A 26,398-nucleotide genomic window follows, 5' to 3' on the forward strand; every position below is an offset into this window, starting at 1 on the left:
GCGAGGCTCACGCCACGGCTTCCAGCGCCGCCCGGGCGGGCTGACCTGCGCGCGCGGCCTGTTGCGCCTCGAGCTCGCGCACCAGCGGCAGCACCTTCTGCCCGAAGTACTCGACCTCCTCGATGAAGTGCAGGAAGCCCGTGAGGATCAGGTCCACGCCGATGGCCTTGAGCGCCACGATGCGCTCGGCGATCTGCTGCGGCGTGCCGATGAGGTTGGTGCGGAAGCCGTCGTTGTATTGCACCAAGTCCTCGAAGGTCGACTTGGCCCAGTTGCCCTCGCCTTCGGGCGATGCCTTGCCGGCCTGCTTGACCGCGTCGCCGAAGGCATGCACCGCCTCGACGTGCGCGTGCCTGATGATGTCCTCCAGCACGGCCCTGGCTTCTTCCTCCGTGTCGCGCGCGATGACGAAGGCGTTCACGCCGATGCGCACCGTGTGGCCGTTCTGCGCCGCCTTGGCCTGGATGTCGTCGATCTGCGCCTTCAGGCCCTCGGGCGTGTTGCCGTTGGTGAAGTACCAGTCCGACACACTGGCCGCGTTGTCGCGCGCGGCGCGCGAGCTGCCGCCCTGGAAGATCTCCGGGTGCGGTTTCTGCACCGGCTTCGGGCTCAGCGTGTAGTCGCTGAAGCGGTAGAAGTCGCCCTTGAAGGTGAAGTTGTCCTGCGTCCAGATGCCCTTGAGCGCGCGGATGAACTCGTTGGAGCGGCGATAGCGCTCGTCGTGCTCGAGCCAGGGCTCGCCGATGGCCTGGAACTCGCCCTTGAACCAGCCGCTGACCACGTTGATGGCGATGCGACCGTTGGAGATGTGGTCGATGGTGGCGATCTGCTTGGCGACCACCGCGGGATTCCATGGCCCGGGCAGGATGGCTGCGAGCACCTTGAGCTTGGTGGTGGCGTGCAGCAGCGCCTGGCTGAAGGACACCGACTCGTGCTGGTACTCGGCGCCGTAGCCGGCCGTGAAGCGGATCTGGCTCAGCGCGTACTCGAAGCCGGCCTTCTCGGCCGCGACCGCGAGGCGCTGGTTGTATTCCAGGCTCCAGTCGGTGCGCTGCTCGATGGTGCTGACCACCAGGCCGCCGCTGACGTTGGGCACCCAGTAGGCGAACTTGACGGGGGCGGCTGTGGAGGACGACGGTTGGCTCATGGCAGGGTTCTCTCTGGGTGGACGATCGATCGGGAAGAAGGCTTCTCAGGCTGCCAGCGCGACGGGCGCGGGCTTGCGGACGGCGGGCGCGTTGGCCGGCGTGGGCTGCGGGGTCGACGCGGCGGCCGGCAAGGCATCGCGCAACTGGGGCACGGCACGCGCCACGGCCAGCGCGATGCGATCGCGAAGTGCGGGGCTGGCGATCTCGTAGCCTTCGAAGTCCTTCTCCACGGCATAGACGCCGATCGGCAGCGTGAGCGCCTGGAAGAAACTGAAGAGCGGACGCAGCTGGTGGTCGATGACCAGCGCATGGCGGTCGCTGCCACCGGTGGCCGCGAGCAGCACGGGCTTGTCGGTCAGCGCCTCGTGATGCACGAAGTCGAAGAGATGCTTGAAGAGGCCGGTGTAGGAGCCGCGATAGACCGGGCTCGCCACCAGCAGCAGGTCGGCCGACTCGATGGCCGCGATGCTCTCTTCGACGGCGGCGGGCAGCTGGTTGCGGTAGAGCACGCCGGCGAACTGCGGGCCGATGTCGCCCAGCGAGATCACGCGCGACTCGATGGCGATCTGCTCGCCGAGCGCGGCCAGGAGTTGATCGACCAGCACCAGCGTGCGCGACGGACGTTGCAGGCTGCCGGAGACGGCGACGACTTTCAGTTTTCGACTCATGTTGATATGACCTCTGTTTGGAAGCCACGATCGATTCGCGGCACGCTTGATATATGCGAATGGCGTGCCACTTCCTTTTTCCTTATGAATCAAGGAGTTAGAGCGAAATGGCTATGCGCATGCATGCTGAATCCGAAGCAGGCTGCGGGTGGGTTGCTGATCAGCCAGCAGCTGCGCAGCCATAGTCGTTTGCAGCAGATCGGTATGCGGGCACCGAATGAACGCCAGGCAGCAAATGCAGGAGGAAACTGCTTCCCAGGCAGCAGCGCGAGCGGCGGGAGCAGCGCTGAAAAGCACAACGGGCCTGCGACGTGAAGCCGCAGGCCCGTTGCATGGCGATGGCAGCTTCAGGAATAGAAGCTGGGTTGGGGCAGCCGCGCATTGAGCGCCCAGTGGCCGAGTTCGCGAACCTTGTAGTCCACCGGATCGTGCAGCGTGTGCACGCGCAGGTTGCGCCAGTAGCGGTCGAGGCGCAGCGCGGCGGTGGTAGCTCGCGCCCCCGTCACTTCGAACATGCGGTGCGCCACCTCGAGGCTCGCGCGCGTGCTCGCCACCTTGGCCGCGGCGACGGCGATGGCCACCTCGCCGCGCTCCTGCTCGTCGAGCGAAGTGCCGCGCAACCATGCCTGGTCGAAGGCCGCGGCCGCCTGGTCGAGCAGCAGTCGCGCGCCTTGCAGCGCGAGCCAGAAATCGCCGTAGTGCGTGAGCACGTACGGGTCTTCGTTCGCGGCCGAAGCCGTCGAGAAGAGCCAGGGTCGGCCCTGCTGCAGCGTGAAGGCCTTCGTCTCCTCGAGCGCGCCCTCGCCCAGGCCCAGGTAGATGTTCGCAAGGATCAGCTGCGCCAGCAGCGGGCGCAGGCAGGCGAACGGCGTCGACAGCGGGCCGGGATCGAGCAGCAGCTCGTTCGCCCCGACGCGCACGCCGTCGAACAGCACGCTGCCGCTGTCGGTCTGGCGCTGCCCCATGTTGTCCCAGTCGCCGAGCACCGTGATGCCCGCGCGCCGCGTGGGCACGACGCCGATCAGCAGGCGGTCGTTCGCGTCGAGGGCCGATGCGACCAGCATGTCGGAGTCGCTGGCACCCGAGCAGAAGCTCTTTCGCCCCGAGAACACATACCCGCCGTCGACCGCTTCGGCGCGCGTGGACTTGTCGAGCGGGTTCAGCGCATTGCCCCAGAACCAGCGATGCGCGCCGGTCTGCTCGATCCAGGGCTGCCACTGCGCGCGCTGCGCGAAGAGCTGCGTGGTCGCGAGCAGCAGATGGTGGAAGGCGAAGAGGTGCGCCACCGAGCTGTCGACGCGCGCGAAACCGCGCACCACGTCGAGTGTCTGCCGCCAGCTCGCGCCCAGGCCGCCGAGCTCGGCGGGCACGCTGAGCATCAACAGGCCGCTGTCGCGCAGCAGGTCGCGCTCGGCCTTCGGCGTGCCGCCGCGCTGGTCGCGCTCCACCGCGGTCTGGGCCAGTGCCTGCGCGACGCGCTGCGCGCTCGCATGCCACGGCACGACCTCGTCGCCGGCCTCCGCGGAGAAATGCTTCATGCGGCCGCCTTCTCGCGCGCTGCCCCCGGCGCAACCTGCACGGCCTGCGAGGAAGGCGGCACGATGTCGTTGGCGATGACTTCGCCGAACGGCCCAGTGATGTTGGCGTGCCCTGCAGGGCGTACGTGGTCGAGCGGCAGCAGCGGGAACAGCAGCTCTGCCACGCGGTACGCCTCCTCCAGATGCGGGTAGCCCGAGAAGATGAAGGTCTCCACGCCGAGTGCCGCGTACTCCTTGATGCGCGCCGCCACCTCCTCGGGACTGCCCACGAGCGCCGTGCCCGCACCCCCGCGCACGAGGCCCACGCCCGCCCACAGGTTGGGCGATACCTCCAGCCTGTCGCGCCGCCCGCCATGGAGCGCGGCCATGCGCTGCTGGCCCACCGAGTCGAAGCGCGAGAAGGCTTTCTGCGCGGCCGCGATGGTGTCGTCGGTCACGTAGGAAATGAGTTCGTCGGCGGCGCGCCACGCCGCCTCGCTGGTCTCTCGCACGATCACATGCAGCCGGATGCCGAAGCGCAGTGTGCGGCCATGCTTCGCCGCAGCTGCGCGCGCCTTCGCGATCTTGTCGGCCACGTCGGCCGGCGGCTCACCCCAGGTGAGGTACACGTCGACCTGCTCGCCCGCGAGTGCGATCGCGGCATCCGACGAACCGCCGAACCACAGCGGCGGATAGGGCTTCTGCACCGGTGGGTAGAGCGTCTTCGCGTTCTCCACGCGCAGGTGCCTGCCCGAGAAGTTCACGGTCTCGCCGGCCGCCACGCCGCGCCAGATGCGCAGGAATTCGTCAGTGACTTCATAGCGCTCGGCGTGCGTGAGGAAGCTGCCGTCGCCATGCTGCTCGTCGGGGTCGCCGCCGGTCACCACGTTGATGAGCAGCCTGCCGTCGGAGAAACGGTCGAGCGTCGCGGCTTGCCGCGCGGAGACCGTGGGCGAGATGATGCCGGGGCGGATCGCGACCAGGAACTTGAGCCGCTCGGTCTGCGCCGCGAGCGACGATGCGACCACCCACGAGTCCTCGCAGGAGCGCCCCGTCGGGATCAGCACGCCTTCGTAGCCGAGTTCGTCGGCGGCCTGCGCCACCTGCCGCAGGTATCGGTGGCTCACTGTGCGCGCGCCGCGCGAGGTGCCGAGGTAGCGGCTGTCGCCGTGCGTGGGGAGAAACCAGAAAAGTTGCATGAGGCGATTCAGCAGTTAGCGTGCCAGTCGCCCTGCCTGCGAAAACACGCCGAAGTACTTGATTTCTGCTGCTCCAGCAGCAGCCGAGCACCAGACCTGCTGCACCCGGCGCATCGGCACACCCATGCTGCTGCCATGGAAGCAAAACAAGGATCGATATACGGATCGCATCGTTGGCGGCGCGCGTCGTCGCCGCGAACATGCTGCTGGCGCAGCAACCCTGCTGCCTGCACATCACCGAGGGTCTGCGTGAGTTCAGTTCTTTCCATTACGGCTTCCGAATCGCCTCGCGACATTGCCCGCGACCTGATGCAGCGCTTCGCGGCGACCGCGGTCGAACGCGACGAGCGCGGCGGCACGCCGAAGGCCGAGCGAGATGCGCTGCGCGAGAGCGGCCTGCTGGCTCTGAGCATTCCGCGCGAATTCGGCGGCGGCGGCGCGGACTGGCGGGAGACGCTCGACGTCGTGCGTCTGCTCGCGCAGGCCGACAGCTCTCTCGCGCACGTGTTCGGCTTCCATCACCTGATGCTCGCCACGGTGCGGCTCTTCGCGCGGCCCGTGCAATGGCAGCCGTGGTTCGAGCAGACCGCGCGCCGGCGGTGGTTCTGGGGCAATGCGCTCAATCCGCTGGACGACCGCACGGTGTCGAGCGCGCGCGAGGGCTGGCGCGAATTCACCGGGCAGAAGAGCTTCTGCTCGGGCGCACTCGACTCGGAGATGTTGATCGCCTCGGCGCGCGAGGAAGGCAGCGGCGCCTTCATCGTCGCGGCGGTGCCCACCGGCCGCTCGGGCATCTTCGTGGCACCCGACTGGAACAACATCGGACAGCGGCAGACCGACAGCGGCAGCGTGACCTTCGAGAAGGTGCGCGTCGAGCAGCACGAGGTGCTGGCCGATCCGGGCCCGCTCTCGACGCCCTTCGCCTGCCTGCGGCCGCTGGTGTCGCAGCTCGTGCTGGCCAACATCTACCTCGGCATCGCGGAAGGGGCCTTCGACGATGCGAAGCACTACACGCTGCACGAATCGCGCCCCTGGCACGCGGCCAAGGTCGCGCAGATGCACGAGGACCCGTACGTGCTCGGCCACTACGGCGACTTCTGGGTCGGCCTGGAGAGCGTGCGCGCGCTGGCCGACCGCGCGGCCGACCGGCTCGATGCGGCCTGGCGTCGCGGCCCCGCGCTGACCGAACCCGAGCGCGGCGAAGTCGCGGTGGCCGTGGCCACCGCCAAGGTCGCGGCGACGAACACGGGCCTGGACATCTGTACGCGCATGTTCGACGTGGCCGGCGCGCGCGCCACGCACGGCGGCCTGCGGCTGGACCGCCACTGGCGCAACCTGCGCACCCAGTCCCTGCACGACCCCGTGGCCTACAAGCTGCGAGAGCTCGGCGAATGGGCCCTCAAGCAGCAATACCCCGTACCGACCTTCTACTCATGACCGCCTACACCCGCCCTCTCGCAGTTCTGCCGCCGGCCGACGCATCCCCGGGCGAGGACTGGGATGCCACCGCGCCGTCCGCTCCGTCCACGCTGCTCACGCTGCCCAACCCGCGCAAGCTCACCACCTCGATCCGCGCCACCGCGCAGGTGTTCCAGGACCCGCGTTCGGCTGCGCTCCTCGAGCGCATCCGCATGGTGGCGCCCAGCGACGCCAACGTGCTCATCATCGGAGAGACCGGTACCGGCAAGGAACTGATCGCGCGGCACGTGCACGACCTCAGCCGGCGCAGCGGCAAGCCCTTCGTGGCCGTGAACTGCGGCGCCTTCTCCGAAAGCCTGGTCGAGAGCGAGCTCTTCGGCCACGAGAAGGGCGCGTTCACCGGCGCCTTCTCGGCCAAGGCGGGATGGTTCGAGGCCGCCAACGGCGGCACGCTCTTCCTCGACGAGATCGGCGACCTTCCGCTGTCGATCCAGGTCAAGCTGCTGCGCGTGCTGCAGGAGCGCGAGGTTGTGCGGCTGGGCTCGCGCAGGAGCGTGCCCATCGACGTCCGCGTGGTGGCCGCCACCAACGTGCGGCTGCAGGACGCGGTGGCCGCAGGCAACTTCCGCGAAGACCTGTTCTACCGGCTGCACGTGGTGCATCTCGCGCTGCCGACGCTGCGCGAGCGGCCCGGCGACATCCTGCCGCTGGCGCGGCACTTCATCGAGGAATACCGCCAGCGCCTGGGCTACGGCCCGGTGCGCCTCGACGCGAGCGCCGAGCAGAAGCTGGGCGAGCACGGCTGGCCCGGCAACATCCGCGAGCTCGAGAACGTGATCCACCACGCGCTGCTGATCTGCCAGAACGGCGTGCTGGGCGCGGAGCATCTGCATCTGTCTTCGCTGAACATCCAGCGGCGCTCGACCGAAGACGAGCCCGCGGCCAGCGCCACGCCGCAGCAGGCGCTGGAGGCGGTGCTGCGAGACCTCTTCAACGAGCCGAACGAGCAGCTGTTCGAGCAGATCGAGGAGACCGTGATGCGCACCGCCTTCGAGTTCTGCCACCGCAACCAGGTGCAGGCAGCCAAGCTGCTGGGCATCAGCCGCAACGTGCTGCGCTCGCGGCTCATCAGGAGCCGGGACATCTCCGCGCTGAAGTAGCCGGGAACACCCCCGGCGCTCATCACCGCAAAAAAAAGCGGGCCCCGCAGGGCCCGTTGAACGTCGCTTCGGATACGACGAGGAGACACTCACCTCGAAGGCAAGACACCGCATTGTTCAGGCGCGGCCCCGAAAAGCGAAGCGCGGAATCCGCATACGCTGATCCGTTTTTGTTCTTTGGGCGGCATCGCATCACGGTGTGGTGTGGTGTGGTGTGGTGTGGTGCGATGCGATGCGGTGCGGCGTGCGCGCCCTGGCGAAGTCGGGTGCAGATGGTGTTCCAGGACCCGCACGACAGCCTCGATTCGCGCCGCACCGCCTCCGATGCGATCGCGTGCTGGTGATGCGCGAAGGACGCATCGTCGACGAAGGCCCCTCGCACGAACTGTTCGACCGGCCGCGCCACCCCTACACCGCCGCGCTCGCCGCAGCGATTCCGAGCTTTCCCGGTGGCCCGCTTTCGGGGGACGGGCACGCGGCATCCCATCGCCAGGCTGTTCGCCATTCGGCATAGCCAAGCTGTGTGCCTGCCGGCGGAATCCGATCCGACGGCACCATCGAGCTCCGTGCCCGCCGCGACTAAGCCGCAGGCGGGGTCATCCTGTTTCGGCGCATTCCAGGGCCGGCGCGCATCAAGCAGTCGCGTGACCAGCAGCCACTTGTTCGTCCCGCGATGCGCCGGCGCGGCGCGATCCCAAAGATCAATTGGCGAACAGCATTCAGATGAACGACAAGAAATCGTTTTATTGATTGTTTCAAGCGAGGAGTAGAGAATCGATCTTCTCCTGGTGTTTTTTTCTGCCAATCGTCAAAAGTATCGTTTCATATGACGGCCGACCCTCTCACGATCCTGCGCGCCAAGGGCCCTCTTCAGGCGGGCGCCCTTGCCGCCGCTGCGGGTGTGAGCCGTCCCACCCTGAGCCGGGCCATTCGTGCGGCTGGCACGACGGTCATCGTGCGCGGCAAGGCCAGGCGCACCAGCTACGCGGCGCGGCGCGCATTGAGAGGGGACGAAGCCCCGCTGCCGCTTTTCCGCATCGATCGCGATGGCGTTCAGCACCAGATCGCCCTGCTCGACCTCGTATATCCCCAGGGCACGGCGATGGAGTTCTCCGAGGACTTCGACTGGCCGTTGGACGACGAAATGAAACAGGGTTGGTTCGAAGGCCTGCCCTACATGTTGCAGGACATGCGCCCCCAAGGCTTCCTCGGGCGCAACTTCGCGCGACACCATGCGGGCTTGCTGAAGGTGAGCGACGACCCGACGAGATGGTCGGACGACGACGTGCTGCATGTGCTCTCCCTGCTCGGCACCGATGTCCCCGGCGATCTGCTGGTTGGCGAGCCCGCGGCCAGGAAGTGGCTTGCACAGGCCCAGGCGCTCGGAGACGAGGTCGGAACTCATGGGCTGAGCAACGCCCAGCTGCAGAAATCGTATCCACGGATCGCCGCGGACATGCTGGAGCTCGGCGTGGCCGGCTCGTCCGCAGGCGGAGAGTTTCCAAAGTTCACCGCCATGCGGCACGTCGCCGGAGAGGTCAGGCATGTGATCGTGAAATTCTCTGGCTCCGACGATTCGCCGGGCACCCGGCGCTGGTCGGACCTGCTAGTGTGCGAGCACCTCGCCGCCCGCGCGTTGGCCTCTCACGCCGAAATCGACGTGGCCGAATCCAGAGTCCATCTTTTCGGAGGCCGCACGTTCCTGGAGGTCGACCGGTTCGACAGGCATGGCGCCCTCGGCCGCTCGCCCGTCGTCTCGTGGAGCACGCTCAACTCCACCTTCGTCGGCGCCGGCGGACGCCGGTGGGCAGAGGGCGTCCGGCCCCTGGTCGAACGGGGCTGGATCACGCGGGAAGATCTGCGCCGTATCGATCTTGTCGGGCATTTCGGTCAGCTCATCGGCAACACCGACATGCATGACGGCAATCTCTCCTTCCAACCCGTTCGTGTCGACGGCCAGGCCACGCTGCAGCTCGCCCCGATCTACGACATGCTGCCCATGACCTACGCCCCCGTTCGCGGCGTGGAACTGCCTGCGAGAACCTACGCCCCGCAACTGCCTCTGCCTTCCGAGAAGAGCCTTTGGCAACTGGCGGCACGCGCCGCCCTCGCATTCTGGGAGAGCGCGGAAGCCGACGAACGAATCAGCGCCGAATTCCGGGAGAAATGCGCTCAGAACTCGCGAATCCTCGAAAGGAGCAGCCGTGTCTGATACACACGGCAGACGGCCACGGGCGCTGGCGGATCAAGCCGGCACCAACGGAGCTCCCGGTCGCCGGGACTGCGCAGCGGCACGAGCCCCTGCGGTTCAACGACTCACGCCGATGAACCCGTCATGCAACCGTGCCCGCCGCGGGCGTGGCGCGCGCCAGCAGGCGGATGTGTTCGAAGTCGAGCTGGTTCAGCGCGTGCCGCACCGCTTCGACCAGCGCGGCATGGCGGGCATCGGCTGCGAGCCTGTCGGCCCAGTCGTGAAGGTCGCTCCAGCGGCCGTCGCGCGCGAGCGCCTCGAGCTCGTCGCGCACCGTCGCAGGCAGCGGCGCGATGGCGGGCACCGGCATTCGACGCGGCTGGATGTGTGCGGCCGCGGGCAGGAGCGGCAGCGCGGAGCTCTGCAGCGGCTTCGCGATGGGGGGCACCAGTTCCTTCGGCGCCTCCTTCACGATCACCGAGAAGCGCACGCGCGTGCCCAGGTTGCGCCGGCTTTCCAGCTGCAGCCGGCCGCCCATGTGCTGCACGATGCGCCGCGCGATCGCCAGGCCGAGTCCGTGGCCGCTGGAGCCGGGCGCACCCTGCTCGAAGGCCCGCATGATGCGAGCCTGGTCTTCCTTCTCGATGCCGATGCCGTTGTCCCAGACGTCGAATTCGAGCCGCCATGAATCCTCGCGCGGGCGCGCCTGCACGCGCAGGCCCATCGTGCCGTCGCGCGTGAACTTCGCCGAGTTCGACAGCAGGTTCAGCAGCAGCTGCTGGAAGCGCTTGCTGTCGAGGTACACGGCCGTGGGCAGCGCGCCCAGCACGTCGAGTTCGAAGCGGTTGTGCTGGCGCTGCGCGAGCGTGTCGGCGTACTGCGCGATGTCGTCGATCAGCGCGCGCAGGTGCACCGGCTTCGCCTCGAACGAGAAAGGCAGCAGCTCGCTCCTGGCGTAGTCCAGCAGGTCGTCGATGAGCGCGAACTGGTAGGCGGCGCTGCGCTCGATGGCCTGCAGCCGTTCGGGCGGCGCACTGCCCTCCTCGCCGAGCCGGCGCACGTTGCCGATGATGGTCGACAGCGGCGCGCGCAGGTCGTGGCTGATGTAGGCGAGCAGCTGGGTCTGCTCGCGCGACTGCTGCTCGGCCTGTTCCAGCGCCGCGTTCAGCGCGCGCGTCTTGCGCTCCACCTCTTCGCGCAGCCGCTGCTGCTCCTGCGCCTGCCAGTGCGCCAGCGCGCGCTGGGCGGAATGGCGTTGCCACGACAGGTGGTGCGCCCAGACCGCCAATGCCACCAGGCCGAGCAGCAGGCCCGGAAAGCCCAGCGCATAGGCGTCGAATCCGCGCACCACGTGGGCAGGCGCCACCAACTCGACCAGCCGCAAGCACACGCCGACGGCGACGATGCTCATCACCGGAAAGGCCAGCCGCCCGCCCGGCCCCGAGCGGCGCATGTAGAGGAAGGCGCTCACGGTCAGCGAGACCACCACCAGCGGCGCGCTGATCGTGCCCGCCGTCGCGAAGAGCGGGTAGGAGCCGAAGAGCGTGCCCAGCACCACCACGCATTGCCCCGCCGCGAGCCCCAGGAGCCACGGCAGCGCGGGCACGCGCACCGGTCCGCGGCGCGAGAGGGTGTACAGGTAGCACATCAGCGAGAGCACGCAGCAGCCTGCGGTGACGCCGGCCGCGCGATAGCTCCACTCGATGCTGTCGGGCCAGAGCGCAAGGCGCGCGTAGCCGCGGTAGGTGCTCTCGTAGAGCGCCACGAGCGCGAAGCCCAGGCTCTGCAAGGCCATCGCGAGGTTGCGCGAGATGACCCACAGCGACAGCGAGTACACCGACAGCACCAGCAGCCCGCCGATGAGAAGGCCGTCGATCAGCGCATGGCTGCTTTCCGACGCGCGCCAGGCGTCCGCGGAATACAGCCTGGGCGCGAGCTTCACGCTGCTGCCCGTGCGCACGCGCACCAGCACCCGCGCCTGTTCGCCGGGGCGCAGGTCGAGGTTCAGCGTGGGCACCCGGTCGCGGTCACGTTCGCGGGCGGCGCTGGAGCGCACCGACACACCCGTGCGCTCGTGCGTCCAGCTGGCCCAGCCCGCGAGTTCGCGGCGGACGTGGAAATCGACGTGCTGCAGCCAGGTGGCATCGAGCACCAGCCGCAGCGGCTGGATGGTGGTGCTGCCGTTCACCACGGTCAGCCGCAGCCAGAAGGAGGACCTGGAGAAGCCCGGGCGCATGCGCGCTGCGCTGCCCGGCTGGAAGCCCTCGGGCGAGCCGTCCTGCAATGCGTCGACCTCGTCGAACGTGAGTTGCCCGCCGGGGTCCTCGAACACTTCGACGCGCGTGTCGAGCACGATGGGCCAATGGGTCTCGTCGTCGATGCGCAGCGCGTCCGCCCAGGCGGCAGGCAGCGCGATCAGCCAGAGGACGGCGTACAGCAGGAGCGCGCGGACGCCGCGAGCGCCGTGATTGCAGCAAGCGCCGCTAAGGGCCCGGGTGGTCACCGCCTTGGCCGGTGCCGCGTCAGGCCGAAGGCACTGACGGTGGCGCGACCGGTGCCAGCCTGGCCTGGCGGAACGCGCTCGGCGTGCTGCCGAAGCGTTCGCGGAACGCGGTCGAGAAATTGGCCGCGCCCGAGAAGCCGACGGCCAGGGCCACTTCCTCGACGCTGAGCGCGGAGCTGGCCAGCAGCCGCTGCGCCTCGGCGAGCCGCGCCTCGCGCACGAACTCGAACACCGTGCGGCCGGTCTGCTCCTTGAACACGCGCGACAGGCGCTTCTCGTGCGTGCCCACGCTCGCGGCCAGCGCAGGCAGGGCAGGCACGTTCGCGAGGTCGGTGCGCACCACCCGTTCGACCGCGCGCGCCAGCACGCGGTCGGCGTGGTCGGCGGCGGGTTCGCTCTTGGCGTGCTCCAGCGCGCTCTCGGCCTCTTCCATGCAGGCCTGCACCTGCTCACGGCAGCTCGCGAGCGCCAGGTGCACGGCCACGCGCGCCAGCACTTCGGCCGGCTCGAAGGGCTTGAGGATGTAGTCGACCGCGCCTTCGCGCAGGCCGGCGAGGCGCTCTTCCACCGAGCTGGAAGCGGTCACGAAGATCACCGGGATGCGCGCGGTCGTCGTGTCTGCCTTAAGCAGCCTGCAGGTGGTGAAGCCGTCGGTGGCGCCCATTCGCACGTCGAGCAGCACAAGGTCGGGCTGCAGCGCGGTCGCCCGGCGGTAGCCCTCCAGCGCGTCGAACGCCAGGCTGATGCGATGCCCGGCCTCGCGCAACACACCGAGCAGCAACTGCAGCTCTTCGATGTTGTCGTCGATGACGAGGATGTGCGCGCGCCGGGGCGGCGTTGTCGACCAGTAGGACATGGGCGTCGAGCGTAGGAGTGCGCCGCCAAAAAACAGCGTGAATTAGTTCACATTCAGTTCACATTATGTTGCATTGGTAAACAAATGTCATTACTGGCAAAACTTTCGTCCTGAACCGCAAAGGCGCCCAACGGGGTGGCGCCGAAGAATCCCGCCCTTTCCGGAGCACCTGCCGCCTTCACGGCGCCACAAGAGAAACGGTGCCCGGTCCACAGAGCCATCACGAGGGACGGGATGTTCAGGACCCCATCGAATCTGTCGCGGGCGCAGGGCCGCCGCGACGTGTCTTCCAACGCGCGCCTGCGGCACGGCACCTGGCGCCGCCGCCTGGCGCGCCTTGCCGCCCCTCTGGCAGGCCTGCTGCTCGCCACGGCGGCGCACGCGGTGCCGCAGGTGTCGAGCCTCGTGCACGCGCCCGACATTCTTCCCGCCGGCGGCACGGTGACGAGCACCGTCACGATCGCGGAAAGCGACAGCCTGCCGATCGACGCGCCGGGTGCGTCGTTCACCTACACCATCCCCGCCAACTCGATCTACTTGGGCACCGGACCGGTGCCCGTGGGCAGCTGCTCGGCGATCATTTCCGAGGGCACGGCCGGCCCCGGCACGCTGACCTGCTCGGGCATCACGCTGGCCGCGAACCAGCTGCGCGACTTCCAGGTGCTGCTGCGCACAGTCTCGCAGGGCACGCTGAGCGTAACCGCCACGCCCAGCGGCGGCGGCTCCAGCGAGACCAAGACGATCACCGTGAACCAGGGCGCGGACATGGCAGTGGCCATCAGCGCGCCGGTCAATGCGCCGAGCGGCTCGACGGTGCCGATCGTCTTCACGGTCACCAACAACGGCCCCGACACCAGCACGGGCTCGACGCTGACCTACCCGATTCCCACCGGGCTGTCAGTGGTAGCCGGCAGCCTCCCCGCTGCCTGTTCCATCACCAGCAGCGAGCTGCGCTGCAACGTGCCCGCCACGCCGGCCACCGCCGGCAACAACACCCGCACCTACAGCATCAACGCCGTGGTGACCGCGGGCGCGGGTTCCACCGTCACCCACCAGCCGGCCGTGACCGCGGTGGGCTCGGTGGGCGACGGCGTTTCCACGAACAACAGCGCCACCGCCAACACCACCGTGACAGCAGGCTACGTGCTCGCCATGTCCAAGAGCCATGACGGCGGCCAGCTGCTCGTCGGCCAGCACTTCAACTTCAGGCTGAGCCCGAGCTTCAGCGGCAGCCCGCCCACCGGCGTGACGCTGAGCGACACCATCCCCGCCAACTTCGCGATCCAGGCGCTGCCCGCACAGTCCACCGGCTGGACCTGCTCGGTCAGCGGCCAGACGGTGAGCTGCACGCGCAGCAACATCGGCGGCAACAACGGCGCGAGCGTGGCGCTCGGTGACATCGTGATCCCGGTCATCGCCATGACGGCCGGCACCGGCATCGTCAACGAGGCCACCGTGAGCGCGACCGGCCCCATCGCCAACTCGGCCACCGGCAGCGTGCCGGCCGACGTGGCGGTCTCGGCCACCGACTTCCGCGCCGACAAGCGCCGCGGCTGGCCGCAGAACAACGTGCCGCTGGGCCAGGCCTTCGACTACCAGGTCGGCAGCACCAACCTCGGCAGCACCCGCCTGCTCGCGGGCAGCACCATCCAGCTGGTGGACGACCTGCCGGCCGGCGTGCAGATCAACAGCGTCACGCAGCGCGACGGCTACACCTGCACGGTGACCAAGGGCGGCGCCACCGTCACGCCGACGCCCGCAACGCCGGTGCCCGGTCCGGCCACCGTGACCTGCACGCGCACGCTCTCGACGGACATCGGCGTGGATACGTCCAGCGGCAACAGCGCGCGCAACGGCGGCTACATCATCGTGAACGCCACCATCCCGGCGCTGCCTTCGGGCGGCGGCCAGATCGTCAACACCATGTGCGTGAACGTGGCGCTGCCCGCGGCCGCGCCCACGCTGGGCGCCGACCCCGACGCCAACACCGGCAACGACTGCGTGAGCCTGGGCACCGGCGTGAACGACAACGCCACCGCCGCCGACGTGAAGGTGCTCAAGCGCGTGGTGGGCATCGGCGACAGTGCGGGCAACCGCCAGATCGTGGGCCAGGACGTCACCTGGCAGATCGAGGTGGTCAACGCCGGCCCCTCCGAGGCGCAGAACGTGGTCGTCACCGACAACTTCGCGCAGGTCATCGGCGCAGGCACCGTTTCGCAGACGCCCAACGGCGGCACTTTCGCAGGCACCTGCGCGCTGCCAGCCAACGGCAGCGGCTTCGGCCAGGCGTCGCTGTCGAACTGCACGCTGTCGACCCTGCCGGTCTGCCGCGCGAGCACCGACCCCGCCAGCGCCCTGCCGCTGTGCCCGGTCATCCAGGTTGTCACGAAGCACTACGGCGATGGCGCTTCGGCCACCGACCACGGCTTCCAGATCAACAACACCGCCAATGCACTGGCAACCACGCCGGCCGACCCGGACCTGGCCAACAACAGCGGCAGCACCACCGCCTACCTGCTCGCGCGCACCGACGTGACGGTCACCAAGTCGGCCAGCCCCGCCTCGGTGCCCGTGGGCCAGATGCTCACCTACACGCTGACGGCACGCAACCAGAGCCTCGCGCAGGGCAGCCTCAGCCGCGCCTACGACGTGCACGTGGTCGACACGCTGCCGGCCAACCTGATGTTCATCTCTGCCACTCCCTCCGGCGGCGGCAGCTGCAGCACGAAGCCGAACACCACGCAGCCCACGGGCACCGGCACCACCAACAACCAGCTCGAGTGCGCCTGGACCTCGCTCGACCGCAACGTGCAGCAGACCGTCACGGTGCAGGTGCGGCCGCTGTACGTGCTCAACGGCTCCACGGTGACCAACAACGTGCGCGTCTCCACGGCCACGCCCGAGATCACCACCGCCAACAACGACGCCGCCGCGCCGGCGACGATCACCGCGCCGGTGTACGACCTCGTCGTCACCAAGCGCGACGACGTCGACCCGGTGAACGTGGGCGACGACGTGGGCTACACCATCACGGTGTCGAACAACAGCGCCTCGACGGCGGAAGACGTGCGCATGGTCGACACGCTGCCGCTGCCGGGTCCGAACGGCGAGCTGCCGCCCACGCTGGTGTCGGTGACAGCCCCTGGCGGCACCACCTTCGCCCTGGCCAGCGGCGCCGCGATCGGCTCGGCCGGCGGACAGATCGTCTTCACCATCCCGACGCTGGGCGGCTCGGGTGCCACCGCCACCGGCGAACCCAACACGCTGCAGTTCCGCGTGGTGCTGCGCGGCGTCTCGCGCGGCACCTTCCAGAACAACGCCAAGGTCGATTTCTTCGACGCCGCGCGCAATGCGTTCGACACCGTCCAGGGCAACAACGCGGTGGCCGAGAACACCACCTTCCGCTTCAAGGCCGACGTGCAGGTGGTCTCCAAGGCCGCCGTCATGGCCGGCACCGCCACGCCGGTGACCACCGTGTCCTCGGCCGTGCCCTTCGACTGGCTCGTGCAGTTGCGCAACAACGGCCCCGACAGCGCCGAGACCACCAGCTTCACCGACACCCTGCCCGCATCGCTGGTGCTGGCCGGCCCGCCGGTGTTCACCGTGACCGGCGGCAGCTTCACGCCCGCCGCGCCCACCTGCACCGGCACGGTCGGCAGCACCGCCGTGAGCTGCGCCATCACCTCGATGCCCGCCAACGGCACGGCCACGGTGCGCATTCCGGTGCGCTTCAGCGGCGCGGCGCCGGCCAACGGCACCGTGCTGACCAACCGCGCGCACATCGTCACCACCGGCTCGGGCGACACCAACGGCGGCACCGACCCGAACGGCGGCAACAACTTCAACGACGGCAGCGTCACCGTGCAGAACAGCGCGCTCTCGGGCCGCGTGTACGAGGACCTCAACGGCAACGGCCTGATCGACGGCGGCGAGCCCGCCATCGCCGGCGTGACCATCCGCCTGAGCGGCACCGACAGCTCGGGCAACCCCATCGCCCTCACGACCACCACCGATGCCGGCGGCAACTGGAGCTTCACCGTGCCCGCCGGCACCTACAGCGTGGTGGAGGACCAGCCCGCCGCGTACCTGCCCGGCATCACGCGTGCCGGCACCGTCAGCGGCGCAGGCAGCACGCCCGGTACCGTGCCGCCGGGCACCGGCAACGGCCCGAACGGCTCCAACGCCAACCGCATCGACAACATCGTGCTCGGCACGGGCGGCGCTTCCAGCGCCAACAACTTCGGCGAGGTGCGTGCATCCAGCCTGGCCGGACGCGTCTACCACGACGCCGACTACAACGGCTCCTCCAGCGCGGGCGACCCCGGCATCGCCGGCGTGACGGTCACCCTCACCGGCACGGACATGTACGGCAACCCGGTGTCGCTGACCACCACCACGGCGGCGGGCACCGGCAACTACGCCTTCAACAACCTCACGCCCGGCAACTACACCCTGACAGAGACGCAGCCGGCCGGCTTCGTCGACGGCGCCGACGCGGCCGGCTCTGCAGGCGGCACGGCGGGCAACGACGTGGTGAGCGCCATCACGCTGGCTTCCAACGTGAACGGAACGGGCTACAACTTCGGCGAGCAGCTCACCCGCATCACCACGCGCGTGTTCGTCGACGGCAACAACGACGGCATCCCGCAGGCGGGCGACACCGGCATCCCGAACGTCGAGCTGCGCCTGACGGGCACCGATGCCGCGGGCAACCCGGTGAACATCCTCGCGGTGGCCACCGGCACGCCGGGCGCCTACGAGTTCCGCAACGTGCCTCCCTCGGGCGCGGGCGGCTACACCATCACCGAGACGCAGCCGGCCAACTACGCCCCCGGCAAGGCCAACAACAACGGCCAGCCCGGCACGCCCCAGGGCGGCGGCAACGTCATCACCGGAGTGACCGTCTCGGGCACCAACGTGCCGTCGACGCAGGGCGAGTACTGGTTCGGCGAGCTGCTGCCCGGCGGCATCTCGGGCCGCGTGTACTACGACCGCGACGGCAACGGCGCACAGGGCGCACCGGCCACCGAGCCGGGCCTGGCGGGCGTGACCATCACGCTCACCGGCACTGACGTCAACGGCCAGGCGGTGTCGCGTACCACCACCACCGACGCCAGCGGCGACTACAGCTTCCCGAACCTCGCACCGGGCAGCTACACCGTGACCGAGGCGCGGCCCGCGGGCTACCTGCCCGGCATCACGCGCGCCGGCACCGTCAGCGGCGCGGGCAGCACGCCGGGCTCGGTGCCCACCAGCGGCAGCGGCGTGACCAACGGCCCCAACGGCTCGACCGCGAACGTGATCCAGAACATCGTGCTGGGCGCCGCGGGCGCAGGCTCCGCCGGAAACAACTTCTCGGCCGTGAAGCCCGCGAGCCTCTCGGGCTACGTGTACGCCGACGTGGCGCCTTCCAACGGCACGCGCGACACCGGCGAGCCCGGCATCGCGGGCACCACCATCCGCGTGACCGGCACCGACTTCCAGGGCAACGCGGTCGACCGCACGGTGCAGACCGCCGCCGACGGCCACTACCTGGTGGACGCACTCACGCCCGGCACCTATCAGATCGACGAGACGCAGCCCGCCGGCGTGGCCGACGGCCCCGAGTCGCTCGGCACCGTGGGCGGCGCGCCGCGCGGCACCGCCAACCCCGGCGGCACCAACGACCGCTTCGGCGGCCTCGCGCTGGTGTCGGAAGACGCGGGCATCGACTACAACTTCGGCGAGCGCGGCGGCCAGATCGCGGGCTGGGTGTACGTCGACACCAACAACGACGGCGTGCGCCAGCCCACCGAGGCCGGCATTCCGGGCGTGACGCTCACGCTCACCGGCCGCTCCGCCAGCGGCCTCGCGGTGAACGCCACGGTGGTCACCGACGCCAGCGGCCGCTATGTCTTCACCGGCCTGCTGCCGGCCGACGCCGCGGGCTACACCATCCGCGAGACGCAGCCCGTGACCTACGCCGACGGCCTCGACGCCGTGGGCACCGTCGAGGGCGCGACCACCGGCACGCTGGGCAACGACGTCATCAGCGCCATCGCCTACCGCGGCGGCAACGGCGACAACTACAACTTCGGCGAACGCGGCGCATCGCTGGCGGGCACCGTCTACAACGACGCCAACCGCAACGGCAAGCGCGAGCCGCAGGACCTGCCGATCGCCGGCGTGACCATCACGCTCACCGGCACCGACGCGGCCGGCCAGCCGGTGACGCGCACCGCCGTCACCGACGCCAACGGCCGCTACGAGCTGCCCGGCCTGCCCCTTCCGGGCAGCGGCGGCTACACCATCACCGAGACGCAGCCAAGCGGCTACGACGAAGGCATCGCCATCCCCGGCACGCTGGGCGGCACCGCGCAGGGCACCAACCAGATCCGCGTGAGCTTCACGGGCCTGGAGGCCAACGGCACCGGCTACGACTTCACCGAGCACAGCAACCAGCCCGCATCGCTGACCGGGACCGTGTGGTTCGACCAGAACCACAACCGCAGCCGCGAATCGGGCGAGGGCCAGGGCGAAGGCTGGACGGTGGAGCTGCTGCGCTGCGCCGACGGCGGCAACGCCTGCGCCGAGAACGCGGCCACCGTGCTCTACACCGTGACCACCAATGCCGACGGCAGCTACCGCTTCGGCGACCTCACGCCCGGCGAATACCGCGTGCGCTTCCGCGCGCCCGACGGCCGCGTCGTGGGCGGCGTGTGGCCGACCGATGCCGCGCAGAACGGCGCCAACGGCCCCTACCCGACGCCGGCTCCGAGCGATCCGCGCTTCAGCATCAAGGTGCGCGTGACCGCGGGCGCCAACATCCAGAAGCAGGACCTGCCCTACGACCCGGGCGGCGTGGTGTACGACAGCGTGAGCGGCACGCCCGTGCCCGGCGCCGTGGTGAAGCTGGTCGGCCCGCCGGGCTTCGACCCCGCGCAGCACCTGCTGGACGGACGCGACAGCTACACCACCGGCGCCAACGGCTACTACGACTTCTTCGTGCTGCCGGGCGCGCCGGCCGGCGAGTACCGCCTGGTCGTCACCCCGCCGGGCGCCTACCTGCCATCGACGATGTACCCGGCGGCGGCCGGCGCGCTGGGCACTCAGTCGTGCGCGGCGCCCGCCAACGGACCGGCGCCCGCGCAGACCAACCCCTGCGTGGTGAGCCCCGGCGCGGCACTGATGCCGGGCGCGGGCTACTACCTGGTGTTCAACATGCCGGGCGGCGGCGGCCAGCACGTGGTGGCCAACAACATCCCGCTCGACCCGTCGAACGCCACGCTCATCGAGCTGCGCAAGACCACCTCGAAGCTGACCGTGAAGAAGGGCGAGCTGCTGCCCTACCGCATCACGGCGCGCAACACGCGAAGCACCACGGTGCCGGGCGTGGCCGTGGTCGACACGCTGCCGCCGGGCTTCCGCTACATCCAGGGCTCGCTCAGCGTGCGCACCCTGCCCGGCGGCGTGGCGCTGCCCGTGATCCCGCAGGTCAACGGCCGCCAGGTCGTGGTGCCAGGCCAGAACTTCGCGCCCAACGAGACCAAGGAATACCTGATGGTCGCGGGCGTGGGCGTCGGCGTGGGCGAAGGCGAGTTCGTCAACCAGGTCGTCGCCACGCAGGGCGTGGGCGGCCGGACGCTGTCGAACCTGGCCACCGCCGCCGTGCGCGTGGTGCCCGACGCCCTCTTCGACTGCACCGACGTGATCGGCAAGGTCTACGACGACAGGAACGCCAACGGCTACCAGGACGACGGCGAGCCGGGCCTGGCCAACGTGCGCATCGCCACCGTCAACGGCGTGCTGACCACCACCGACGCCGAGGGCCGCTACCACATCGCCTGCGCCGCCATTCCGAAGGAAGGCACCGGCAGCAACCTGGTGCTCAAGCTCGACGAGCGCACCCTGCCCTCGGGCTATCGCACCACCAGCGAGAACCCGGCGGCCGAGCGCGCCACGCGCGGCAAGGTGCTGAAGATCAACTTCGGCGCCACCGTTCACCGCGTGGTGCGCCTCGCGCTTCAGGGCGCGGCCTTCGACGACGGCACCGCCACGCTGCGCGCCGCCTTCGCAGGCGAGCTCGACCGCACGGTGGCCGTGCTGGCCGAGAAGACATCGGTGCTGCGCCTGGCCTACAAGGCCGCGCCGGGCGAGCCCGCATCGCTGGGCCGCGACCGCACCGATGCGGTGAAGGCCGCGGTGCTCTCGCGCTGGAAGCAGCTCGGCGAGCAGCGCGCTTCGCGCAACGAGCCGCCGCTCTTCAACCTGGACGTCGAGATCGAGCTGGTGCCTGCCGCCGCCCCCGAAGGGGAGGCCAAGCCATGACGCGAGCAAAAGCCACCGCCGCCATGACCCGCCCCCAGACACCGAACCCGATCGAGCGAGCCGACATGAGAAGAAGAAACAGCAAGACGCTGCCCAAGCGCATGGCCCTCGCGAGCGCCGTGGCCGCCGCCTGCTTCGGCATGGGCCTGGCCGCCGCGCAGGAGACCGCGGTGCGCGGCCGCATGCTCGACCATGCCGCGGCAGACCCGCGCGCGGTGGAGATCGACGGTGCGCGCCGCCTGCCGCGCAGCAGCGAACGCGAGCTGCCCAAGGCCACCTTCGTGCTCGGCGACGAGCGCGCGGTGCCGGCCGCGCCGGCTGCATCGCCAGTCGCCGCGCCCGTCGAACGCAGCGACGCCAGCACGCCGCATTTCGATTCCGGCGCCGATGCACTCTCCCCCGCCGACCGCGCGCAGCTCGACCGCATCGCCGAACAGGTGAAGGGCCGCGACGGGCTGCGCTTCGAGATCGTCGGCCACACCGACACGCAGGCGCTGAGTGCGAAATCGCGCGAGCGCTTCGCCGACAACCACGCGCTGGGCCTGGCGCGCGCGCAGCAGGCCGCGCGCCATCTCACGCAACGCCTCGGCCTGCCGGATACGGCCGCGGCCGCGAGTTCGCGCGGTCCCGACGCGCCCGTGGCGACGCCCGCCACCGACCCGGCCAACTGGGCCGCCAACCGCCGCGTCGAGGTGCGCGTCTACTGGCGCGACGCCCCCGTTGCGGCAGCGCCGGTCGCCGCGCCGGCCGACCCCGGCGTGTGCCGCACCTTCACCGCCTTCGGCACCGACGACGCGCCGCTGCGCCTGAGCGTGGATGGCCAGCTGCTGTCGCCCGACGGCAAACAGCCTTCGGCAGACGGCACCACCAGCGCCGACCGCCAGCGCTGTGTCGACGTTCAGCTCGAGCGCAACCAGCTGCGGCTGCAGTACGACAACCTCTCGCAGCCGCGCCGACTCAGCGCCAGCGCCTGGCCCACCACCGTGGTGGCCGGCGACACGGTGCGCTTCGCGGGCTACAGCAACTACCTGCTCTTCACCTCGAAGGCCGAACTGCGCGTGTACACCGCCAACGAGGCGATGCAGCGCCGCCAGGTCGCCACCGTGCCGCTGGATGCCGGCCTGCGCGGCGAGTGGCAGGTGCCCGAGGGCCTGCTCGACCGCCTGCCCGAAAGCGCGAGCGGCAAGCTCTACTACCGCGTGCGGGTCTACGACCGCCAGGGCCGCTTCGACGAGACCGACGACCTCTCGCTCACGCTCGTGAAGCGCCACAAGCCCGAGACCGGCACGCCGCCCGACCCGGCGCGCGAGCTGCTGCGCGGCTACGGCCAGAACAACATCGCCATCGCCAACATTCCGCTGAGCGCGGGCACCGTCACCGCCAGCGGTGCGGCCATCCGCCCCGGCGAGAGCGTGCGCGCGCTGGGTTTCGCGGTGCCGGTGGACGAGAGCGGGCGCTTCGTGTTCCAGCAGCTGGTGCCGCGCCGCGTGCAGACCGGCGAGATCGCCGTCACCGATGCGCAGGGCGCCACGCGCGTCTACCGGCGCGACTTCGACCTGCCCACCAGCGACTGGTTCTTCGTGGGCCAGGCCGACCTCACCGTGGGCAGCAACAGCGTGAGCGGTCCGGCCGCGATCATGACCAACGACAAGAACCGCTACGGCGGCGGCGGCTGGAGCGAAGGCCGCATCGCCGGCTATGCCAAGGGCCAGCTCAACGACCGCTGGACGCTCACGGCCAGCGTCGACACGGAAGAACGCCCGCTGAAGGAGCTGTTCCGCAACCTCGACCGCAAGGACCCGACCTCGCTCTTCCGCCGCTTCGACCCCGAGGACTCGTGGAGCACCTTCGGCGACGACTCCACCACCGTCGAGGACGCGCCCACCCAGGGCCGCTTCTACCTGCGCGTGGACGACGGCCGCTCGCAGGCGATGTGGGGCAACTTCAAGCTCAACTTCGGCGACACCGAGCTCACCCGCGTGAGCCGCGGCCTCTACGGCTTCCACGGCCGCTACCTCGGCGAGGAGTCGACCTCCTTCGGCGAGGCGCGGCTGAAGGTCGACGCCTTCGCGGCCGAGCCCGGCACGCTGGCCGCGCGAGAAGAGTTCCGCGGCACCGGCGGCTCGCTCTATTACCTGCGCAACCAGGACATCACGCGCGGCGCCGAGCGCGTGACGCTGGAGATCCGCGACCGCGACTCCGGCCTGGTGCTCAAGCGCACGCAGCTCGTGCCCACCACCGACTACGAGATCGACTACCTGCAGGGCCGCGTGCTGCTGTCCGCGCCGCTGCCCAGCCTGTCCGACGACGGCTCGCTGGTGCGCGCGGGCGGCTTCACCGGCATGCCGACCTACCTCGTGGTGGACTACGAATACACGCCCCTGGCCACCTCGCTCGACACGCTCGCCGTGGGCGGCCGTGTCTCTTGGTGGGCCAGCGACAACGTGGGCGTGGGCGTCACCGCCTCGCGGCAGGACCAGATCGGCGGCGACCAGCGCCTGGCCGGCGTGGACCTCACGCTGCGCAAGACCGAGAACACCTACCTCAAGGGCGAGTTCGCGCGCAGCCGCGGGCCGGGCACGACCCAGCTCGACTCGATGGACGGCGGCTTCAGCTTCACAGGCCGCAACGGTTCGCTGACCAACGGACCGGGCAACGGCTTGGGCAACGGCCCCACCGGCAGCGCCAACGCCTGGCGCCTCGAAGGCCAGGCCGACCTGGGCGACTTCGACATCCGCGGCGGCGGCCGCGTGAGCGCCTATGCGCAGTCGCGCGACGCCGGCTTCTCGGCGCCGGGACAGTACGCGAGCAACGCGACGCGCCAGGTCGGCGTGCAGGCCACCGTGCCCTTCGGCGAGAAGGCGGAGAACGGCGAACTGCGCCTGAAGGCGGACCGCCGCGACGAACAGAACGGCTACAACAGCAGCGTGCTCGACGCGCAGTACTCGCTGGCGCTGTCGCCCGAGTGGAAGCTCGGCCTCGGCCTGCGCTACGACGACAAGACCGGCGACGCGCTCATCACCAGCCCGTCGCTGCCGACCACGCAGGCGGTATCGGGCGAGCGCGCCGACGCGGCCGTGCAGCTCGAATACACAGGCGCCGACCGCTGGAGCGCCTACGGCTTCGCGCAGAAGACGCTGCGGCGCACCGGCACGCGGCTGGAGAACGACCGGCTGGGCTTCGGCGGGCGCTACCGCGTCAACGACAAGCTGGCGCTGCGCGGCGAGCTCTCCACCGGCGATGGCGGCCTCGCGGGCAAGGCCGGCGTCGACTACCAGTACGACGACCGCTCCAGCGTCTACATGACCTACGTGTCGGACACAGGCCGCACCGACGAGAACCTCATCGGCCGCGGCGGCAGCCTGGTGACCGGCGTGCGCTCGCGCGTGGGCGACGGCCTCACGCTCTTCACCGAGCACCGCCAGGCCACCGGCGCGCAGCCGGGCCTCACGCATGCCTACGGCGTGCAGTACGCGCCCGACACGCACTGGACCTTCGGCGTCAACTTCGAGAACGGCTGGGTCGGCGCCGAGACGCTCGGCGCGACGCGCCGCCAGGCGGTGGCCTTCACCAGCGGCTACTCGAGCGAGCGCCTGAAGTACAGCGGCGGCCTCGAATACCGCAAGGACCGCACCACCGCCGAGACCCGCACCAGCTGGCTGGTGAAGAACTCCTTCAGCTGGAAGGTGGACGACGACTCGCGCTGGATCGTCAAGTTCAACTGGGCCGACAGCGACAGCACCACCGGCACGCTGGCCGCGGCCAAGTACACCGAGGCGATGCTGGGCTATGCGCTGCGCCCGGCGCTGAACGACCGGCTCAACCTGCTGTTCAAGTACACCTACCTGTACGACCTCTCGTCGCCCGGCCAGGTGGTCTCCGGCGGCGTCGATTCCACGCTCGGCACGGTCTCGACCACCGGCATCGACTACCAGCAGCGCAGCCACGTCTTCGCCATCGACGCCACCTGGGACCTGAGCGAGCGCTGGACTCTGGGCGGCAAGTACGCCTGGCGCCGCGGCGAACTGCGCGCGAGCCGAGACAGTTCCGCGCCGTGGTTCAAGAGCTCGGCCGAGCTGGCCGTGCTGCGCGTCGACTGGAAGCTGGTGCGCAACTGGGACTGGATGCTCGAATGGCGCACCCTGCGCGCCAGGGAACTCAAGGACCGCAAGAGCGGCTGGGTCACCGCCGCCTACTACCACGTCAACGAGAACCTGAAGGTGGGCATCGGCTACAACTTCACCGACTACTCCGACAACCTCACCGACATGAGCTACCGCAGCAAGGGGTGGTTCCTGAACGTGCTGGGCAAGTTCTGAAGGAGCGAGCCATGAGCGAACCCAGGGAGATGCCCTTCACCATGCCGCTGATCGACATCGCGCAGGCGCTCGCGCGCACGGGCTTCCTCGGCGCGCACGCGGAGCGCTACCGGCTCTTCGAGGAATGGGCGCGCGACTTCCAGGCCGACTTCGAGGCCCGCGCCGCCGCGGGCCGCAGGCCCGGACGCACCTACATGCGCGACGTGACCGCCTTCGCACTGCGCCGCGCTGCGGCCTACGGCCTGGAGACGCGCTGCGAGGACTACGGCCCGCGGCTGTGCAGCGAGGTGCGGCTGGCCGCCGGCGTGCGCTGAGGCAGCGCCGCTTCGCCGGCCGCGACCGGGGCCGGGGTAGCTGAAGACCGCGCGTCTACTGGCCCACGCGCAGCATGCCGGCCAGCACACGGTGCTTGGACTGCTCGATGTGCGACATCATGTGGGTGAGCGCTGCGTCGAAGTCCCGCGACGCGAGCGCATGCAGGAACTCCAGGTGCTCGCGCATCGCGGGCACGACCTGCACCGGCCGCATCGAATCCGCGTCGTAGCGGATCAGCCGGACGTGGAGGCTGTTGACGCGGTAGATCTCCGAGAGGATCTCGTTGCCGATCGTGTCGACCATGAGATCGTGCAGGCCCCAGTCGACGGCCTGCGCGTCGCGCTCCAGCGTCGCGTCGGGCTGGGGCTGCAGCGCGCGCTCCAGGATGGCTTCATGGCTCTCGATCAGCCGGGCCAGCGTTTCGGGGCTGGCCACGCGGGCGAAGTTGATCACCGCCTCGCGCTCGACCATGGCCCGCACCTGCCATGCGTTGCGGATCAGCTTCATGTCGACCGAGGCGATCTGCAGTCCGCGCTTGGGCACCGTCTTGATCAGACCGGCAGCCTCCAGCCGCGGCACCAGCTCGCGAACGGCCGCCAGCGGCATCTCCAGCAGCTCCATCAGCTCGCGCTGGGAGACGAACTGCCCGGGCCGGATCCGCGCATCGATGATCTGCTGGCGGAAGCCCTGGTAGGCGCGGCTGCGCTGATTCACCGGCTCGCCCTCGCCGCCTGCGGGCGAGGGCTTCGTGGTGGGCTCGGACAAGGCTGCGGCGGGAATGTTCATGGGGTCATCG

Annotated in this window: 14 protein-coding genes; 6 read left to right on the forward strand and 8 right to left on the reverse strand. The window is 69.9% G+C overall.

Going from position 1 to position 26,398, the window contains the following annotated elements; genetic code table 11:
* Positions 1–7: 7 nt before the first annotated feature.
* The 4 genes from sfnG to ssuD all read right to left on the reverse strand — a co-directional run bounded on the left by sfnG (position 8) and on the right by ssuD (position 4,532).
* The gene (gene sfnG / locus ACTJLF_RS08815; protein WP_126185156.1) at positions 8–1,147 is read right to left on the reverse strand and encodes a dimethylsulfone monooxygenase SfnG; all 1,140 of its coding nucleotides are present in this window, start codon (positions 1,145–1,147) and stop codon (positions 8–10) included.
* 45 nt (positions 1,148–1,192) lie between these two features.
* On the reverse strand, positions 1,193–1,816 hold the full coding sequence (gene msuE, locus ACTJLF_RS08820; RefSeq protein ID WP_019655290.1) for an FMN reductase: 624 nt from the start codon (positions 1,814–1,816) through the stop codon (positions 1,193–1,195).
* A gap of 347 nt (positions 1,817–2,163) precedes the next feature.
* The gene (locus ACTJLF_RS08825) at positions 2,164–3,354 is read right to left on the reverse strand and encodes an acyl-CoA dehydrogenase family protein (RefSeq protein ID WP_132752592.1); all 1,191 of its coding nucleotides are present in this window, start codon (positions 3,352–3,354) and stop codon (positions 2,164–2,166) included.
* On the reverse strand, positions 3,351–4,532 hold the full coding sequence (gene ssuD / locus ACTJLF_RS08830) for an FMNH2-dependent alkanesulfonate monooxygenase (protein ID WP_126185159.1): 1,182 nt from the start codon (positions 4,530–4,532) through the stop codon (positions 3,351–3,353). The genes ACTJLF_RS08825 and ssuD overlap by 4 nt, the downstream gene beginning before the upstream one ends.
* 309 nt (positions 4,533–4,841) lie before the next feature.
* On the opposite strand from ssuD, the gene ACTJLF_RS08835 reads away from it, so the two are divergent.
* Both ACTJLF_RS08835 and ACTJLF_RS08840 read left to right on the forward strand, forming a co-directional pair.
* Positions 4,842–5,969: an acyl-CoA dehydrogenase family protein gene (locus ACTJLF_RS08835; RefSeq protein ID WP_207902238.1), complete on the forward strand. Its 1,128-nt coding sequence runs from the start codon at positions 4,842–4,844 to the stop codon at positions 5,967–5,969.
* A complete protein-coding gene (locus ACTJLF_RS08840; RefSeq protein ID WP_019655286.1) occupies positions 5,966–7,111 on the forward strand; it encodes a sigma-54 interaction domain-containing protein in 1,146 nt (381 codons plus the stop codon). Before ACTJLF_RS08835 ends, ACTJLF_RS08840 begins: the two co-directional genes overlap by 4 nt.
* Before the next feature lie 22 nt (positions 7,112–7,133).
* Here the strand turns inward: ACTJLF_RS08840 and ACTJLF_RS08845 are convergent, their stop codons facing one another.
* The gene (locus ACTJLF_RS08845; protein WP_440882903.1) at positions 7,134–7,916 is read right to left on the reverse strand and encodes a hypothetical protein; all 783 of its coding nucleotides are present in this window, start codon (positions 7,914–7,916) and stop codon (positions 7,134–7,136) included.
* A 21-nt stretch (positions 7,917–7,937) separates the two neighbouring features.
* Here ACTJLF_RS08845 and yjjJ point away from each other — a divergent pair, with 21 nt between their 5' ends.
* Entirely contained in the window at positions 7,938–9,323 is a 1,386-nt protein-coding gene (gene yjjJ / locus ACTJLF_RS08850) for a type II toxin-antitoxin system HipA family toxin YjjJ (RefSeq protein ID WP_440882904.1), read from the forward strand.
* 121 nt (positions 9,324–9,444) lie between these two features.
* Here yjjJ and ACTJLF_RS08855 read toward each other — a convergent pair whose 3' ends face one another.
* Together ACTJLF_RS08855 and ACTJLF_RS08860 are read right to left on the reverse strand one after the other, a co-directional pair.
* On the reverse strand, positions 9,445–11,805 hold the full coding sequence (locus ACTJLF_RS08855; protein ID WP_440882905.1) for an ATP-binding protein: 2,361 nt from the start codon (positions 11,803–11,805) through the stop codon (positions 9,445–9,447).
* A gap of 19 nt (positions 11,806–11,824) precedes the next feature.
* Positions 11,825–12,661, reverse strand: a complete 837-nt coding sequence (locus ACTJLF_RS08860) for a helix-turn-helix domain-containing protein (RefSeq protein WP_440882906.1) — start codon at positions 12,659–12,661, stop codon at positions 11,825–11,827.
* Between the two features lie 234 nt (positions 12,662–12,895).
* Here ACTJLF_RS08860 and ACTJLF_RS08865 point away from each other — a divergent pair, with 234 nt between their 5' ends.
* Genes ACTJLF_RS08865 through ACTJLF_RS08875 form a run of 3 tightly spaced genes read left to right on the forward strand, consistent with a single transcriptional unit; the run spans position 12,896 to position 25,601 of the window.
* Complete coding sequence (locus ACTJLF_RS08865) at positions 12,896–20,968, forward strand: SdrD B-like domain-containing protein (protein WP_440882907.1); 8,073 nt, start codon at positions 12,896–12,898, stop codon at positions 20,966–20,968.
* A complete protein-coding gene (locus tag ACTJLF_RS08870; RefSeq protein ID WP_440882908.1) occupies positions 20,965–25,287 on the forward strand; it encodes an OmpA family protein in 4,323 nt (1,440 codons plus the stop codon). Before ACTJLF_RS08865 ends, ACTJLF_RS08870 begins: the two co-directional genes overlap by 4 nt.
* Positions 25,288–25,298: 11 nt before the next feature.
* Entirely contained in the window at positions 25,299–25,601 is a 303-nt protein-coding gene (locus ACTJLF_RS08875; RefSeq protein ID WP_020723127.1) for a hypothetical protein, read from the forward strand.
* A gap of 55 nt (positions 25,602–25,656) precedes the next feature.
* On the opposite strand, the gene ACTJLF_RS08880 is transcribed toward ACTJLF_RS08875, so the two are convergent.
* A complete protein-coding gene (locus ACTJLF_RS08880; RefSeq protein WP_126185184.1) occupies positions 25,657–26,388 on the reverse strand; it encodes a GntR family transcriptional regulator in 732 nt (243 codons plus the stop codon).
* Positions 26,389–26,398 lie beyond the last annotated feature (10 nt).

It is taken from the genome of Variovorax sp. 22077 (genome assembly GCF_052044195.1).
Lineage (GTDB): Bacteria > Pseudomonadota > Gammaproteobacteria > Burkholderiales > Burkholderiaceae_C > Variovorax > Variovorax atrisoli.

Excerpts from the sequence above, each read along its gene's own strand:
- ACTJLF_RS08875 (WP_020723127.1), top strand. The coding sequence starts at position 25,299 with ATGAGCGAACCCAGGGAGATGCCCTTCACCATGCCGCTGATCGACATC.
- yjjJ (WP_440882904.1), top strand. The coding sequence starts at position 7,938 with ATGACGGCCGACCCTCTCACGATCCTGCGCGCCAAGGGCCCTCTTCAG.
- ACTJLF_RS08880 (WP_126185184.1), bottom strand. The coding sequence starts at position 26,388 with ATGAACATTCCCGCCGCAGCCTTGTCCGAGCCCACCACGAAGCCCTCG.
- ssuD (WP_126185159.1), bottom strand. The coding sequence starts at position 4,532 with ATGCAACTTTTCTGGTTTCTCCCCACGCACGGCGACAGCCGCTACCTC.
- ACTJLF_RS08860 (WP_440882906.1), bottom strand. The coding sequence starts at position 12,661 with ATGTCCTACTGGTCGACAACGCCGCCCCGGCGCGCGCACATCCTCGTC.
- ACTJLF_RS08840 (WP_019655286.1), top strand. The coding sequence starts at position 5,966 with ATGACCGCCTACACCCGCCCTCTCGCAGTTCTGCCGCCGGCCGACGCA.
- ACTJLF_RS08825 (WP_132752592.1), bottom strand. The coding sequence starts at position 3,354 with ATGAAGCATTTCTCCGCGGAGGCCGGCGACGAGGTCGTGCCGTGGCAT.
- msuE (WP_019655290.1), bottom strand. The coding sequence starts at position 1,816 with ATGAGTCGAAAACTGAAAGTCGTCGCCGTCTCCGGCAGCCTGCAACGT.
- ACTJLF_RS08835 (WP_207902238.1), top strand. The coding sequence starts at position 4,842 with ATGCAGCGCTTCGCGGCGACCGCGGTCGAACGCGACGAGCGCGGCGGC.
- sfnG (WP_126185156.1), bottom strand. The coding sequence starts at position 1,147 with ATGAGCCAACCGTCGTCCTCCACAGCCGCCCCCGTCAAGTTCGCCTAC.
- ACTJLF_RS08865 (WP_440882907.1), top strand. The coding sequence starts at position 12,896 with ATGTTCAGGACCCCATCGAATCTGTCGCGGGCGCAGGGCCGCCGCGAC.
- ACTJLF_RS08870 (WP_440882908.1), top strand. The coding sequence starts at position 20,965 with ATGACGCGAGCAAAAGCCACCGCCGCCATGACCCGCCCCCAGACACCG.